18 protein-coding genes and 1 pseudogene are annotated in these 15464 nt (G+C 36.1%); 16 read left to right on the top strand and 3 right to left on the bottom strand.

The window, feature by feature from the left end:
- The first annotated feature begins 50 nt into the window (after positions 1-50).
- The 3 genes from ACYP5M_RS04300 (at position 51) to ACYP5M_RS04290 (ending at position 1568) form a co-directional block, all read left to right on the top strand.
- Positions 51-806, top strand: a complete 756-nt coding sequence (locus ACYP5M_RS04300) for an exodeoxyribonuclease III (protein WP_452444999.1) — start codon at positions 51-53, stop codon at positions 804-806.
- A 63-nt stretch (positions 807-869) separates the two neighbouring features.
- Positions 870-1274, top strand: coding sequence for a cytosolic protein (locus ACYP5M_RS04295; RefSeq protein WP_459734702.1), 405 nt, complete (start codon positions 870-872; stop codon positions 1272-1274).
- 15 nt (positions 1275-1289) lie between these two features.
- Positions 1290-1568: an HNH endonuclease gene (locus ACYP5M_RS04290; RefSeq protein WP_459734701.1), complete on the top strand. Its 279-nt coding sequence runs from the start codon at positions 1290-1292 to the stop codon at positions 1566-1568.
- Between the two features lie 42 nt (positions 1569-1610).
- Here the strand turns inward: ACYP5M_RS04290 and ACYP5M_RS04285 are convergent, their stop codons facing one another.
- On the bottom strand, positions 1611-2132 hold the full coding sequence (locus ACYP5M_RS04285) for a DUF2179 domain-containing protein (protein WP_101225365.1): 522 nt from the start codon (positions 2130-2132) through the stop codon (positions 1611-1613).
- Positions 2133-2373: 241 nt separating this feature from the next.
- On the opposite strand from ACYP5M_RS04285, the gene ACYP5M_RS04280 reads away from it, so the two are divergent.
- The 8 genes from ACYP5M_RS04280 to ACYP5M_RS04245 all read left to right on the top strand — a co-directional run bounded on the left by ACYP5M_RS04280 (position 2374) and on the right by ACYP5M_RS04245 (position 8640).
- Positions 2374-2718, top strand: a complete 345-nt coding sequence (locus ACYP5M_RS04280; RefSeq protein ID WP_101225364.1) for a n-acetylglutamate synthase — start codon at positions 2374-2376, stop codon at positions 2716-2718.
- Positions 2719-2745: 27 nt separating this feature from the next.
- Positions 2746-3318, top strand: coding sequence for a histidine phosphatase family protein (locus ACYP5M_RS04275; RefSeq protein WP_434169670.1), 573 nt, complete (start codon positions 2746-2748; stop codon positions 3316-3318).
- A 41-nt stretch (positions 3319-3359) separates the two neighbouring features.
- On the top strand, positions 3360-4031 hold the full coding sequence (locus ACYP5M_RS04270) for an oxidoreductase (protein WP_459734700.1): 672 nt from the start codon (positions 3360-3362) through the stop codon (positions 4029-4031).
- A 333-nt stretch (positions 4032-4364) separates the two neighbouring features.
- Complete coding sequence (locus ACYP5M_RS04265) at positions 4365-4781, top strand: BlaI/MecI/CopY family transcriptional regulator (protein ID WP_101225362.1); 417 nt, start codon at positions 4365-4367, stop codon at positions 4779-4781.
- Entirely contained in the window at positions 4781-5632 is an 852-nt protein-coding gene (locus tag ACYP5M_RS04260; protein ID WP_459734699.1) for a M56 family metallopeptidase, read from the top strand. The genes ACYP5M_RS04265 and ACYP5M_RS04260 overlap by 1 nt, the downstream gene beginning before the upstream one ends.
- A gap of 71 nt (positions 5633-5703) precedes the next feature.
- A complete protein-coding gene (locus tag ACYP5M_RS04255; protein ID WP_101225360.1) occupies positions 5704-6132 on the top strand; it encodes a DoxX family protein in 429 nt (142 codons plus the stop codon).
- A 412-nt stretch (positions 6133-6544) separates the two neighbouring features.
- Positions 6545-7153 (top strand): ClpP family protease, encoded by a 609-nt coding sequence (locus ACYP5M_RS04250; protein WP_101225359.1) that lies wholly within the window; start codon positions 6545-6547, stop codon positions 7151-7153.
- Positions 7154-8214: 1061 nt separating this feature from the next.
- Positions 8215-8640, top strand: coding sequence for a VOC family protein (locus ACYP5M_RS04245; RefSeq protein ID WP_260357723.1), 426 nt, complete (start codon positions 8215-8217; stop codon positions 8638-8640).
- Positions 8641-8856: 216 nt separating this feature from the next.
- On the opposite strand, the pseudogene ACYP5M_RS04240 reads toward ACYP5M_RS04245, so the two are convergent.
- Positions 8857-8949: pseudogene (locus ACYP5M_RS04240) on the bottom strand (hypothetical protein); the annotation flags it as partial.
- Positions 8950-9174: 225 nt separating this feature from the next.
- On the opposite strand from ACYP5M_RS04240, the gene ACYP5M_RS04235 reads away from it, so the two are divergent.
- Positions 9175-9954 (top strand): hypothetical protein, encoded by a 780-nt coding sequence (locus tag ACYP5M_RS04235; RefSeq protein WP_452444997.1) that lies wholly within the window; start codon positions 9175-9177, stop codon positions 9952-9954.
- 248 nt (positions 9955-10202) lie between these two features.
- Here the strand turns inward: ACYP5M_RS04235 and ACYP5M_RS04230 are convergent, their stop codons facing one another.
- Entirely contained in the window at positions 10203-10835 is a 633-nt protein-coding gene (locus ACYP5M_RS04230; protein ID WP_101225356.1) for a 2OG-Fe(II) oxygenase, read from the bottom strand.
- A gap of 481 nt (positions 10836-11316) precedes the next feature.
- On the opposite strand from ACYP5M_RS04230, the gene ACYP5M_RS04225 reads away from it, so the two are divergent.
- From ACYP5M_RS04225 to ACYP5M_RS04210, 4 genes are all read left to right on the top strand, one after another.
- Positions 11317-12492: an acyl-CoA dehydrogenase family protein gene (locus ACYP5M_RS04225; protein WP_459734698.1), complete on the top strand. Its 1176-nt coding sequence runs from the start codon at positions 11317-11319 to the stop codon at positions 12490-12492.
- A gap of 208 nt (positions 12493-12700) precedes the next feature.
- Positions 12701-13855, top strand: a complete 1155-nt coding sequence (locus tag ACYP5M_RS04220) for a betaine/proline/choline family ABC transporter ATP-binding protein (protein ID WP_427574284.1) — start codon at positions 12701-12703, stop codon at positions 13853-13855.
- Positions 13856-13867: 12 nt separating this feature from the next.
- A complete protein-coding gene (locus ACYP5M_RS04215) occupies positions 13868-14521 on the top strand; it encodes an ABC transporter permease (protein ID WP_133346510.1) in 654 nt (217 codons plus the stop codon).
- Between the two features lie 11 nt (positions 14522-14532).
- Positions 14533-15450, top strand: a complete 918-nt coding sequence (locus tag ACYP5M_RS04210; protein WP_286141459.1) for an osmoprotectant ABC transporter substrate-binding protein — start codon at positions 14533-14535, stop codon at positions 15448-15450.
- The last annotated feature ends 14 nt before the right edge of the window (positions 15451-15464 follow it).

Raw genomic sequence — 15464 nt, 5'->3', positions numbered from 1 at the left:
TAGTTGAAATGTAAAGAAATTAATTGGCCATAAGGAGAATTTAAGAGAATATGAAATTGGTTTCCTGGAATGTGAATGGAATTAGAGCTTGTGTTAAAAAAGGATTTTTAGATTACTTTAAAGATGTGGATGCAGATATTTTTTGTCTGCAAGAAACTAAGCTTCAAGAAGGACAAATTACACTTGAGTTGGAAGGGTACCATCAATATTGGAATTATGCACTGAAAAAAGGATATTCAGGTACAGCCATTTTCACGAAGGAAAAACCGCTTTCCGTGAAATATGGTGTAGGGGAGCTGGACGAGGAGCCGGAAGGCAGGATCATAACACTTGAATTCGAAAATTTCTATATGGTGAACGTTTATACCCCAAATGCTAAAAGGGATTTATCAAGGCTTGATTACCGTCTCGAATGGGAAAATGGGATGATAGATTATCTTAGTGAACTGGACTTGGTGAAGCCGGTTATCTTTTGTGGGGACCTCAATGTTGCACATCGGGAAATCGACTTAAAAAACCCAAAATCCAATATTGGAAATTCCGGTTTCACTAATGAAGAGCGTGGAAAGATGACTGAATTACTTGATGCAGGGTTTATCGATACATTTCGCCATTTTTATCCAGACCAGGAAGGGGCCTACTCTTGGTGGTCATATATGGCAAAAGTTAGGGAGCGGAATATAGGGTGGAGAATCGATTATTTCATTGTTTCAAAACGTCTGGCGGAATCTTTAATAGAGGCTAATATTCACTGCGATGTCATGGGCAGCGATCATTGCCCGGTCGTCTTGGAAACAAATCTATAAATGGAATAAATTCGGTTGAATGGGGATACTAATGGTTATCCATATTCAACAGGAGGTTTGATTATGAACACATTTATCGTGGGCTTTCATCAAGAAGATAATGTAGACAGCATGCAAGTGCAAAAATTGTCGGCGGCTGAGTTTGAAAAAGCAACATCACGCGGTTTTCGCAGACTATTTGAACTGGATACAAATATCGGATATTTTGTATTTTTTGATGCTGAAGATGATGAGGGTGATTTATCTCATCTAGTTTTACAGTATGAAGAAGATAATCAGGATCCAAGTGATTGTTACTCTTTTACTAAAAATGATTTTTATGAGTTCATGGCACTTTATTTACAAGGCGTGGATGAAGTGGAAGTGGAAGATGAAGAAGATGATGCCAATGAAGAGTATGGACCAATCCATCATCTTGCCCATTTGATGTTTCATATTGTTGAAGAAGGAAAATCCGTTAAGCCTTAACGGCCGATCAATGAGATGAAAGGTACTTGTGAGCTTTGTGACAGGGGTGAGATAGAACTGACCATCCATCATTTAACACCTAGAGAATTAGGTGGCAGCTATTTACCCATTGCCTATCTCTGTAAATCTTGTCACAAACAGATTCACGCACTGTATTCAAACCGAGAGCTGGCCATCCGACTATATACCGTGCCTATGTTAAAAGATGATGAAGCACTAAAAAAATACTTAAAGTGGATCAAAAAACAGCCGGTAACGAGGGCAGTGAGAATTAGAAAATCAAAAACGAAATAATGCAAAAGCCCATCATAACAAGATGGGCTTTTGCATTTCGGTTCAGCTTGCTTTATTTTTCAACCGGTCCAATAAAAAACCACCTTTAAAATAACGTGGTTCATATGAAATGATGAAAGCCTTAGGTTCAAACTTTTCAACGGTTGCTATCAATTCTTGTTCCCGATTGCGTTTTGTCAAGATTTCCATCCGGTAACGGTTGCTATCCCTGCCCTCGCCCGTATAAAGAGTTACACCAAATCCGTTATTCCTCAATGTATCTACCAAAAGTTCATTTTTGGTTTGAGTATTAACGGTTACATTAATAAAACCGATGGCAAGTTTTTGCTCAATTTTCGTACCAAAAATTATTCCGATTCCAAAACCGACTGCATATACAACCATGGCGAGTATGCTTTGGTCACCGCCAAATACTAAGGATAATCCAAAAACGTATATTAACATTTCTGCGATACCCAGTATCGAGGCAAGTATGGTAATATTTTTTACTAAGAAAATGGTTCGCAACGTATAAATCGGAACATAAATAAGTTGTAATAGTAGAATCAGAAGTATTTCTTTCACTTGAGCACCTCACCAACATCTTCCAGTTTGATTAGACGTTTCACCTTGGAAATTGTTCATTCCATAAGTAACATCTTCCATAATCTAACCACATCATAATAGGGGAATTCAATGGGGAATATTATGTATTTTTTGTGTCATTTTCTGGACACAGAATTAACAATCCTATAAGATTTTTGAATATTCATTTTTCGGTTAATTTGGTATCATTATCCTTATTAATTCATATGGAGGAATGATGATGTTTAATTATGATGGTAGGATTTTCAAAGCTCTAGTCAATTCTGAAAATGGAGAAGTATCGGGAAATACTTCCTTCCACTATTCACAAGAAGGCTCAATTCTTTCAGCAAGTTATCATGGTGGTGAGATTGTTAAAGGAACTTTAATAGGGCTTGTCAATATGGATGGTTCCTTGGAATTCAGGTATAATCATATCAATGAAAAAGGTGAAATTAGAGGAGGCAGCTGTCTTTCCACTCCTGAATTATTGCCAGATGGCAGGATACGCTTGCATGAAAAATGGAAATGGTCAGATCTAGATCAGACTGAAGGACACTCCATCATTGAAGAAGTGAAAAAATAACAATCTACATAGAAGGGTTTGAGGACAATTACTACTATCTGTTTAGTGCGGCATGGTCAAACAGATTGGAATGCACTAGGGAAACTGCAGGGGCAGACTGATATTCCTTTAAATGAACTAGGAAAGATACAGGCACGGCAATGTGGTGAATTCTTGTCAAAAGAGGCTTCTTGGGATGTGATTATTTCGAGCCCTCTAAAAAGGGCAAGGGAAACGGCAGATATCATTTCGCATTATATTGAAGTCCCGGTCATTGAAAAAAAGGAATTCATTGAAAAAAACTTTGGCGTTGCCGAAGGAATGACAGCAGCTGAAAGGGCGTCAGCATTCATTGATAAAGAATATCCTGGTCAGGAAAATCAGGAATCTTTACGAAACAGGCTGATGAATGGGCTTCAGGGAATTCATAAGAAGTATCCTGAGAAAAAAGTTATACTTGTTGCACATGGTGCAGTCATACATTTTATTTTACGCTTGATGTCAAACGAGTCAATCGTATCAAATGAAATGCGCTTGTTCAATGCATGTTTGAGTACGATAAGATTTGAAGTCGATTCTTGGATAATTGATGATTTCAATCAAGTGCATCATTTATCTTAGTCCTATATTATTCAGCAGCTAATGAAGGAAAGTGGGAAATCATGACTAATAAGACGGCATTGATTTTAGGCGCTACAGGTGTGGTAGGCACTCAGTTGGTTAAACAGCTAAGCAACAGCAAAATCTATAGTGAAATCCATTTGCTGACAAGAAGGGAAATGAAATTCACGGAGCCCAAGTGCACAGGACATGTTGTGGATTTCGATAATTTGTCCCAGTATGCCTATTTATTCAACGTCACCGATGTTTTCATTTGTTTGGGTACAACGATCAAAAAGGCTAAATCGAAGGAAGCTTTTCGTAAAGTTGATTATGACTATATAATCGAAGCAGCTAAAATGGCAAAGACATCGAATGTTGAAAAATTACTCGTCATTACGGCCATGGGAGCCAATTCCAAATCAAAGTTTTTTTACAGTCGTGTTAAGGGAGATGTTGAAGGAACACTACAACGCTTGGAAATGAATACTGTACATATATTCCGCCCTTCCTTACTTCTAGGAGAACGTGAGGAATTCAGGGCAGGTGAAAAGATTTCTGGGCTGCTAAGTACATTTGTGAAATTTGTCTTTGTAGGCCCTTTACGTCCATATCGTGCAATAGAAGCAAACAAAGTAGCTGCTGCAATGTACGCTACAGCCCAAACGACGGCAAAAGGATATCATTTTTATAATTCTCATGAAATAGAGAAACTTGCACAAAGGGTTAACTAGTGAAACGAGCCTGCAAAAGGCTCGTTTTTTAATCTAAAACGCTTAAAAGGAAAAACGAACGGAAGAACATTGCTACAGAAAAAAGGTAGTGGAGGGTAATAGAGGTGGTTAACCAGAAGAAACAGCAAGGTCAAAAAATTTGAGGAAATGGAGGACAAAGGATTACTATTAATTATTGAAACGTGCCTGTATAAGGCTCGTTTCAGACTGTAGTCAAACTCGAAGAAAAACCAGTTTGCCTACTGTTTTTATTTATAAACGTTCAAATCTTCCAGATGAAACTTGATTGTAACAGTGATATCCACTACAATTTGTAGTGGGAGGTGGTAAAGGATGAATATTAAAAATTTTAAATATGATGAAGTTGGACTGAATCGTTTCTTTGGTCCATTGGAAGCAAATATCATGGAATATTTATGGGATAAAGATGAACAGAGCATCAAAGCGGTTCAGCAATCATTGGAACTTGACAAACCTATCAATTTCAACACGGTAATGACCGTCATGAATCGATTAGTCGAAAAAGGCATTCTTGAAAAGAGGTCTGAAGGAAGGCTCTCATTATTTCGCCCAGTTCAATCCAAAGCGGAGTTTTTAGAAGAGCAGTCAAAGAAACTGACTGAGAATTTGCTGGATGAATTTGGTGGAGCGGTCATAAGCCATATGCTGGATGCCATGAAAGATGCTGACCAAGGTTTAATTGAAAAATTGGAACAAAAAATTCAATCGTTAAAAAAGGATAAATTATAATGTGGAAGAGTAAGTCTTATTTTGTGATAAGCCTGAGTCTTTTAATTGCCTGTGTAGTATGGTGCCAAATGGGAGCGTTTTTGGTACATATCTTTTTTGGTGTGAATATTAAAGCCAACTTTTTTAAATTTTGCTTTAGTCTGTTCAAGGAAGATTCAGTATACTATTTTGTAGTCGTCACCCTGCTCAGTATAATAATATCCTATAGCATATTGAGCTCCCTTTTCAAAATTGCAGAGCAATATTTCTTATCCAGAAGGTTTAAACAAAAGCTTTTTCTTTCCAAAAATTTTGAAAAGACAAGGTTTATAAATGAAACATTCAACCGGGTCAACAATGATATCTTAGTTGTGAATGCTGATCAGCCTCTTGCGTTTACGCTTGGTTTTTGTCGGCCATTCATTGTGTTTAGTTCTGGTTTAATTAAATTATTGGACCAGGATGAGCTAGAAGCGGTAGTAGAGCATGAAGCATTTCACCAAAAAAAATTCCATCCGCTGGTAATATTTATTTTACAGTTGATATCAGATGCTTTATGGTTTGTCCCACTTACAAAATGGTGTCATAAAAATTACAAAATAATAAGTGAATTATCAGCCGATGAAAATGCGATAAATAAAATGGGGACTGAATTAGGCATAAGTACTGCTTTGTTGAAGTTAATTAAACATGGTTACACTGATAAATCCTCGCCCGTTCTTGTCCACTTCTCCAATGAATCAGTTAACTATAGACTTCAGCAATTAATCGATCCCCATAAAAAAATTCCTTTGAGGGCTGAAACTACTACGATTTTTGTTTCTATTTATGTTTTGCTTATACTTTTGGGAATGACTATAGTGATTGTCTGATGACTTTCACTTGATTTTTTTACCACTCTGCACTACACTTTGTAGTGTGAAATAAAAAAAGGAGATGTGACATGAATAAACAAGAGATCGGTACCTTTTTATTAAGAGTTATGTTGGGAATTTCATTTTTGTTACATGGATTATCAAAATTCCAAGGTGGGTTGGAGAACACATCAGGATGGTTTCAAAGTATAGGCATTCCGGGATTTATGGCCTATGTAGTAGGTGTTATTGAATTGTTTGGAGGAATTGCTTTAATATTAGGTCTTGGAACAAGAATAATATCTGCCCTCCTTGTATTCATCATGGCTGGTGCAATTGTTTATGTGAAATTCCCTGCAGGTTTTATGGGGAATGGAGAAGCTTCAGGGTACGAACTGGATCTCGTTCTTATGATTATTGCACTTCATTTAGTTTTAAATGGAAGTCGATTCCTATCGATAGATTCTAAGTTACCTAATCTTAAAAGAGGACAAGATTCAGAAATGAAAGCAAGTTAATAAAAATAAACAATATCACAGTGTTAAGTTTATAGCTCACCAAATTGAAACGAATAGACTAAAGTCAAAAAGGACCTAATCGATTAGGTCCTTTTTTTTGATGGAGCGATATTCTGTTGAAATGCACCAGAACCTTTGATTTTTTCTACTATTGTATGCAAATAATCAATAAAGAAAATCGAGTCAGGGTTTAATGGTTTGGAATTTCAAAATTGGGCTATTGTGTTTTTCCCTTTGTAAAAGGTTCTACATTCTCATTTCACTTTTCTATGTTCTAAAAAATAATGGACTTTAAAATGATGATGAATGCTGTTGCGAAGATTGTACTTGCTGAATAAATTAATAAATAGATATGCTTGTGTATTACACTTTTTCTTCCTATAACACAGCATATTATTAAGGAGGATTTATAATGAAAAAAGTTGAATTCAATAATGAATATTTGGAAATAATAGGGAATTTACCTGATTCTCTTGAGGAGTATCAGTTTTACCTTGGACTGAAAGAACGGAAAATTTATTATAATTATGATGTGGATACAACCATTGTAAATAAAATTGTTTATTGGATTCAAGAATGGAATCGAGAAGATGAAGAGTTAAATATTCCAATAGATAAAAGAAAGACAATACAAATTTATGTAACATCTGATGGTGGAGATGTAGTGGCTGGTTTTTCTGCCATTGATGCAATTAAATCAAGTAAAACGAAAGTTGAAACCATTGGTGTAGGATCTTGTGTTTCTATGGGTGCGTTACTGTTGATTAGTGGACATTATAGAAAAGCATATCCCAATACAATAATTCTTATTCATGATGGAAGTATGTCTGTTCAATCAACTTCTAAGAAGGCTAAAAATACAATGAATTTCTATGACCGTTTAGATAATCGTATTAAGAAGTTTGTTGTGGAAAATACCAACATTTCAGAAGAATTGTATGCTGAAAAGGAAGATGAAGAATGGTACATGTTTGCAAATGACGAAGGTTTGAGTTTAGGAATTGTACATGAAATAATTTAATACTTATAGTTAAATGGGAAGTGAGATTGGTTATAATTCTTCTATTATTTTTAGAAGAAAAAGTTAATTTTTTTCGGTTATATAGTTAAATCTGTACTACAAACAATAAATATCTTATTTTTTCAAGATTAATTACCTCTTATATCAACATTCTATAGCTATTTTCCATCTTTTTTAGAACGTGAGAATTTAAATGAGATGGGTAACTTATATAATAGTGGGATACAAATTTAGTCTGAGAGCCATTAATCAACCAGGGGCAAATTAGCATGATTCTAAGCTACAAAAGATAAAAGACTAGACAAACTTTCAAAAATTCAGGAATGAAAAGAACTGATAGTCCGAATATAGACTGACTACTCAGTATTTAAGTAAACGTCAAGTAGCCCCAAATATACTACATAAGTGGTGTATTTCGGGGCTACTTTTTGTTCGCTACATTTTTTTATCGGTACTCTGCATATGGTAGGCAAAGTGCAGGAGAGAAAATCTACCATGTACCGGGCGGGGAATTTTAAGACGAATCGGCTGCGGAAGAAAAAGAATTGATTGGTCTATGCAATCCATCAGGTTCCTTTTTTAGTTAAGTAAGGCTAAAAGAGAAACACTGAAGGATTTTTCTATTAGTCCAGCAATGAGATTCAAGAACTTCCATATTAAACGTAATTGGGTGTTATGATCATTAGGCTTGATAAGGACCGTGGTTTCTCCTGCTTCTATAGCTTTTATGAATAACAAACAAAAAATAGATTATTTTAATGCAAAAGCATCTGTTGGTGTTTAATCGAAGAAAATTCCAAGGTGAATGGTTCAGTTTTTGTAACAATGTGGTCATGAACAAAACAAACACTTTAAGCTAGTGGGATAATCATTTAATATTTTATTTAAACCAGTCTGTCACCTGAAAAATTGTTAGTATTCAAGTGATTTTCGTTGACGAACACACGTTCTTAGTTATAAAATACAGTCATGGGTAATAATGGTTATTGTCCACAACTTCAAAAAGAGGCTTGGAAGTTACTCATGCTTTCTAACAAAAATTAGAACAAAAGGAGCTATTTATGACCATGCGACTGTCCCCCTATTTAATGATGAACGGAAATGCAAAAGAAGCGATTCAATTTTACGAAAAAGCACTTGATGCGAAAGTCCTTTTTAATCAAACTTTTGGAGAAATGCCTGAAAACCCGGAATTTCCTTTGCCAGAAGAAGCAAAAAATCTTGTGGCACACGCAATGTTAAGGGTTGGGGAAACGGATCTCATGTTTTCCGATACGTTTCCAGGTCAACCTAGTCACTCTGGAGATCAAGTCACGATCTGTATTTCAATAAACGATATTGAAAAATCAAAAAGAATCTTTGAAACATTGTCTCAAGGCGGAGAAGTGACAATGCCGCTGCAGGAAGCTTTTTTCAGCCCTGCATATGGAATTGTAACAGACAAATTCGGTGTAACCTTTCAAGTGTATACAGAGGGTAAACAATAATCTCTAGTTAACTAATAGCAGCTGCTTTGGTGACTTAGTTGCAAACCCAATTTCTCAATTATATATCACTGAGAGATTGGGCTTTTTAATATTGGCATATCCTTAACATTGTATCCACGTGTTGCTTGCGGTACTCCTTATGGAATTATAGGTATGATACCTATCGCTTTTCTATGCTGTCTAAGTTCATTCCGCCCCTTCAGAAAGATTCAAAAATAAAACACTTTTCCTCCGGGTCAATTCACGTGCTTTCTTCACTGCCATACGGGGTCTTGCTGTCATTTTCCCTTTATCTACAATTTTACGGGCCATTTTCTGGCCCCACTTTTAAGTTTGATACCTTATCGTTATCTCTCTGTGATATTCGTCATATATTCTTCATCTGTTTGTTCTTTGTTTAGAAAATGGCTATGCTATCATTTAAAACATTGGCATATTAATTAGCCGCATTGTTTGCAAAATATATTCCTTTTAATAGGCTAATATCAATCGAAGTAATATTACGTTGCGTAATAAGGGGGAAGGGGGAACAACGTGAACACAGATCAAGCTTTCGACCTGTTAAAGGACGCAGGAGTAACAGAAAGCAGCAGTATACAAACTGTTAGACGCTGGCTCCGTGAAGGTAAGATTAAATATGAGGGAGGAAACGGGATTAGAGAAACTGGATACATATTGGATGACACAGATCAAGCATTTGAAATGTTAAAAGATGCAGGAATAAAAGAAAGTAATAGCATACAAACTGTTAGGCGCTGGCTTCGTGAAGGTAAAATTAAAAATGCGGGAAACGGAAAGAGGAACACTGGATACATAAGCGATGAAACTGCTTCAAAGCTGGCCATAAATGATTTCATAGATCAAAATAAGGACGAAATCATACATCGATTAAAATTGAAAATACAAACTCAAGATAAGCATATAGAAGGAATCGAAGAACTTCATGAAACTGCAAAAAGAATATTGATTCAGCAAAGGGATATGTTCAAAAAGGAAGTTGCCATACTAAAGAATGAGAAAAGTGAATTACAAAATGAAACAAAGGATTTATTAAAAGAAAATATTGAATTACGTAATGAATTGATAAAATTAAAAGAAAACATAAGAAATAATTACAATATTGATTCCACTGCTCAATCAAATGATTTTAGTAAAAAATTAGGGCTTTCTAAAATGGCGAGCAATAAAGAAGTGTTAGCAGAATATAAAGGGTTATTAAAAATAACTCATCCTGACCATAATGGCAACGCGAAGGTATTTCATTACATTAAGACTGATTACGATAATTTTAGAAAGAGCAACAAAGGTAAATGAGAGCGTTTTTAAAAAAGTATAATTAAATCAAACTTAACGAGAATTCCAGGGAAAAAGTATGTTTTGAAACGAATCAATTGTTTAGGATCAAGAAAGCTATGAAGTTCAAGGGAACATTATTTTTTTGATTCAATTCGTTTGGTCATTTTAAGTAAACAGTTTCCAAATGAACAAATAGGTGCCTTAGATCATTTGGCACCTAAAATTGAGGTATTTATAGTCCAGCGTTTACATTATCAAGCTGCAGACTATTTTTTTTGTCGCCTCATCCATTGTGTTGCAACCCATTTTTCACCAGTGATAACTGGCGCTCCACTGTGTAAAGTTAGTTCGTTTAGGTTTTTATCGTTATAGAAATATTCGAAATACACAGCCATTCCTTTTCGCGGTGACACTGAAAAATTCAGTTTAGGAAAAAAAGTTTCCCCTCCATGCTCCACATCATTTAAATACATGATGATTGTGCTAATTCTATTATTTTTTGCTGCCAGACTTGTAGATGTGAAAAAATCAAAATGAGCTTTATATTCTTGACCAGGAGTATATTTAAGAATTTGAATACCATCTCCATGTTCAATGGGGATACTCATGATGGATGATATTCTTTTTTCAATTTTAGTTATGACGTCATATTCTTTTTCTTGAAAAAACATGCTACTGCTTGTTCTTATTTCATTTACCTCGTGTGTAACTCCAATTTTGGAACGGTGCATTTTGTCTTTTGACAATCTAATAAGTTCGTCACATTCATCGTCACTTAAAACATTTCCTAAAACTACAATTAAAGGTTCTTCTAATCTAGCAATTACGTTAATTTCTCGATCTTCTGTTATAATTTTATTTCCAATATGATTAAAGATGGTTTGTTCTTTAACTGTCAACTTTCATCGACTCCTAGAAGAATGAATTTTCCGAACAATTAGTTTCTCTTTCTTTGTAAACGTTTTCTCTGTTAATTATACCATAAACGTTGTTATATAACTGTTTCTTATTCTGCTAACCTCCATATTGAGTTAATTAAAACGAACATTTTGACGAAAAAAAGGGATAATTGATTTTTACAAAAGAAGTCGTTTTATTGTAATCCCGACAATATTCCAAAAATAACCTCGATAGAATATATGGCAAACCCATATTCAAAAGCAGTTAAGTAATACATAATTAAAATGGTAAAAAATAGATTTGTTAAAGGGAATTCAATACTTTTGTTGAACATGAATATTGAGGAACATTTTTACTGTTTGATGTTTAATTATTGTAATCGCTTACATCAAGGCGTTTAACATATTTTCATGGAAGGGATTATAAGTTATTTTGACATTGATGTATTTAATAAAACCATTAGCGAATGGAGGTTAACCTATGGTTAGCACGCTGGCAATCAATAAAGATGATTCCCGTTCCTTCCTAACGGAAGAACACTTATTATTTAAACAATCAATTCGTGAATTTCTCGCAAAGGAGGCTGTCCCCTTTTATGATCAGTGGGAAAAAGAGGGGGGGATACCTCGCTCCTTTTGGAAAAAGATTGGAGATAATGGATTTTTATGTCCCTGGCTTGATGTGGAATTCGGTGGAATGGGAGCGGACTTTGGATATTCAGTTGTGCTGGCAGAGGAATTGGAAATGGTTGGTTCAGCTTTAGGTGGAATATCCATTCATTCGGATGTTGTAGCCCCTTATATAGCTACATTCGGAACAATAGATCAACAACAAAGGTATTTACCAAAGTTCTTTACAGGAGAAATGATTTCCGCCTTTGCGTTCACAGAGCCGGGAATGGGTTCGGAAATAGCGGATATTCAAACCACTGCCATCAAGAAAGATGGATATTATAATGTTAATGGAGCTAAAACGTTTGTCATAAATGGCTTTACAGCTGATTTCATGATAGTAGCATGCAAAACTGATCTTAATGCTTTTCCTTCTAAGGACGGAATCAGTTTGCTGCTCATTGATAAAGATACGCCAGGATTTTCGCGAGGAAGAAAGCTTGGTAATGCAGGACAGGGAAGTTCAGGCATAGCCGAGCTATTTTTCGATGATGCTTTAGTACCTGTTGGCAACCTCCTTGGTGAGGAAGGGAAGGGTCTTTCATATATCATGCAAAAACTGCAACAGGAAAAACTAATGTGTGCGATTGGGTCTTTAATAGCAGCGAAGGACATGCTTCACTTAACGATGAATTTTATAAAGGGACAAAAAGCATTTGAAAAGAAAATAAGTAAATTTAAAAATGCACAGTTTACCATTGCTGAAATAGCGACCGATATTCAACTGGGAAGGACGTTTGTTGATGGGGTGATCTGTAAACATATGACTGGGGAGAATATCATAACTGAAGTATCGATGGCTAAATATTGGATAACAGAGATGTCTAAGCGAATATCTGAAAAGTGCATGCAGTTACATGATGGATACGGACATATGGAAGACGATAATATTACCCGGCGTCACCGGGACATTCCTTTTTCAAAATTCTTTACAGGGACAGATGAAACCGTAAAAATTCTGATTGCTAAAAATATCGGGTTTTAATTCATTATTAATACTTTAAATCAATCAACTGCCTCAATTAATATGAGGTAGTTTTTTTATGACATTTTTTCAATATAATTACATATGACTAGTTTTTTAAATAAAAAGGTTTATACAGCTTATCTAATGGGTACAAGAGACTGTGCATATGAAAAAATAATATATTTGTAAAATTTGTAATTGTATGCGAATGATGGAGGTGCTTGTTATGTTAAAAATCGAAAATGTATCGAAAATCTATAAGGGAGGAAAGAAAGCTGTAAAGAATATATCTTTGGATATTAAAAAAGGGGAGTTCATTTGCTTCATTGGTCCGAGTGGATGTGGTAAGACAACGACAATGAAAATGATTAACCGCCTTATCGAACCATCGGAAGGCAAAATACTTATTAATGGTGAAAATATCATGGATAAAGATCCAGTCGAGCTAAGAAGACAGATTGGGTACGTTATCCAGCAAATCGGACTTTTCCCTCACATGACGATTCTTGAAAATATCACCCTCGTTCCAAAACTTCTAAAATGGAATGAACAGAAGAAAAAGGAACGCGCACTGGAATTGCTTAAGCTTGTCGATATGGGGCCTGAATACCTGGAAAGGTATCCTTATGAATTGAGCGGCGGGCAGCAACAAAGGATAGGCGTTCTCAGAGCACTTGCTTCCAATCCTCCACTCATTTTAATGGATGAACCTTTTGGCGCATTAGATCCAATCACCCGCGATGCTCTTCAGGAGGAATTTAAAAATTTGCAGCGCACACTTGATAAAACGATTGTTTTTGTTACCCATGATATGGATGAAGCCATTAAGCTAGCCGACCGGATCGTCATCTTAAAGGCTGGTGAAATCGTCCAAGTGGGAACACCGGATGAAATCCTCAGAAACCCAGCCAATGAGTTCGTGGAAGAATTTATCGGAAAAGATCGTTTGCTTCAAACAAGACCGAATGTTGAGTTGGTCGAACAAATCATGAGTCGAAATCCAATATCCATTACAGAAGAAAAATCCCTTACCGATGCAATTACAATAATGCGAGATAAAAGGGTCGATTCTTTACTTGTGGTTAATGAGCAAAATATTTTGAAAGGGTTCGTTGATGTTGAAACGATCAGTGAATATCGAAAAAAAGCTAAATTTATCAGTGAAGTCATCAATACTGAAGTCTACTCAGTCAAACAGGATACTTTAATTCGTGATTCCGTTCAGAAGATTTTAAAGCGAGGGTTCAAATATGTGCCGGTGGTTGACCAGAATAAACATTTGGTCGGAATTGTCACTAGGGCAACATTGGTCGACATCGTATATGACAGCATCTGGGGAGAGGAAGAAAATCAAATGGCAGAAATGGCAGAAATGTTTTAGGAGGTGAATCAGATGGAAGCTTTGCTCAATTTTTTACAAACGAACTGGCAAGAATTGATTTATAAGGCTTGGGAGCACTTATATATATCCATGATCGCTGTTTTCCTCGGAATAATAGTTGCCGTGCCACTAGGAATTATGTTGACCCGAATGAAAAGGAGCGCTTCGATAATAATCGGAATTGCAAACATAATGCAGACACTGCCGAGCCTTGCAGTCCTGGCCTTTTTCATTCCTTTCCTCGGTGTTGGGAAAACTCCCGCAATCATTGCGTTATTTTTCTACTCTGTTTTACCCATACTCAGGAATACATATACAGGCATTAAAGGCGTGAATGAAAATCTACTTGAATCCGGCCGCGGCATCGGGATGACAAGCTGGGAGAGGATTCGTCTGGTAGAATTTCCGCTGGCACTTTCAGTCATTATGGCTGGTATCCGTACGGCTTCCGTCTATTTGATCGGGTGGGCCACCTTGGCTTCCTTTATTGGAGGCGGAGGACTTGGAGATTACATTTTTATCGGTTTGAATTTATACCAAACAGAATATATCATCGCAGGTGCAGTTCCGGTAATCATCATGGCTATCCTTGTGGATTATGTATTCTCGATCATTGAACGAAAAGTCGTTCCAAAAGGATTGAAAGGTATGAAGGAAGTTGCTTGAGGAGGATTACCATGTATAAAAAAATGAGACGTACAATTTTAATGGCCCTTTTAGTTTGTTCATTAATGATCACCGGCTGTTCTTTGCCTGGTTTAGGGTCATCTTCTGAAACTACTGTAAAGATCGGTGCCCAAAGCATGACCGAATCCGAAATACTTGCGAACATGATTGCTCAACTCCTTGAAAGGAATACGGAACTTGATACGAAAATCATCAAAAATCTAGGTTCCAATTTCGTTCAGCAAAAAGCGATGGAGACCGGTGATATAGACATAGCAGCAACTCGATATACAGGGACGGATTTAACGAGTGTCCTGGGACAGGAAATCGAAAAGGATCCAGTAAAGGCGTTGGAAATTGTTCAAAGGGAATTCAAAGAACAATATGGGTTCAAATTTTTTGATTCCTATGGGTTCGATAACACGTATGCCTTTACGATTTCAAATGAATTGGCTGAGGAAAAAGGGTATCAGAAAATATCTGACCTAGAAAAGGATGCAGATAATTTAAGGTTAGGTGTAGATAGTGCTTGGCTGAAAAGAAAAGGGGATGGTTATAGAGGGTTCGTCGATACATATGGATTGGAATTTGGAGAAACTTATCCGATGCAGATTGGCCTGGTATACGATGCAGTCAAAAATGGACAGATGGATATTGTTCTTGCATACTCATCAGATGGACGGATTAAGGTTAATGATTTGAAGCTTTTAGAAGATGATAAAAAATATTTTCCACCATATGACTGTTCACCGGTCGTTACCGAAGAATTATTGGAGCGATATCCTGAAATTGAAGATGAACTTAATAAGTTAATTGGCGAAATCACTACTGAAACCATGCAGGAACTGAACTATGAAGTTGATGGGAACTTGAAGGAGCCATCGGTCGTAGCTTCAGAATTCCTTAAAGCACATAAATATTTTGAATAAATGGGAGGTGCAAA

Source organism: Peribacillus sp. N1, from assembly GCF_054600815.1.
The sequence above is the reverse complement of the archived record's forward strand: the minus strand, read 5'-3'. Positions and strand labels throughout refer to the sequence as shown.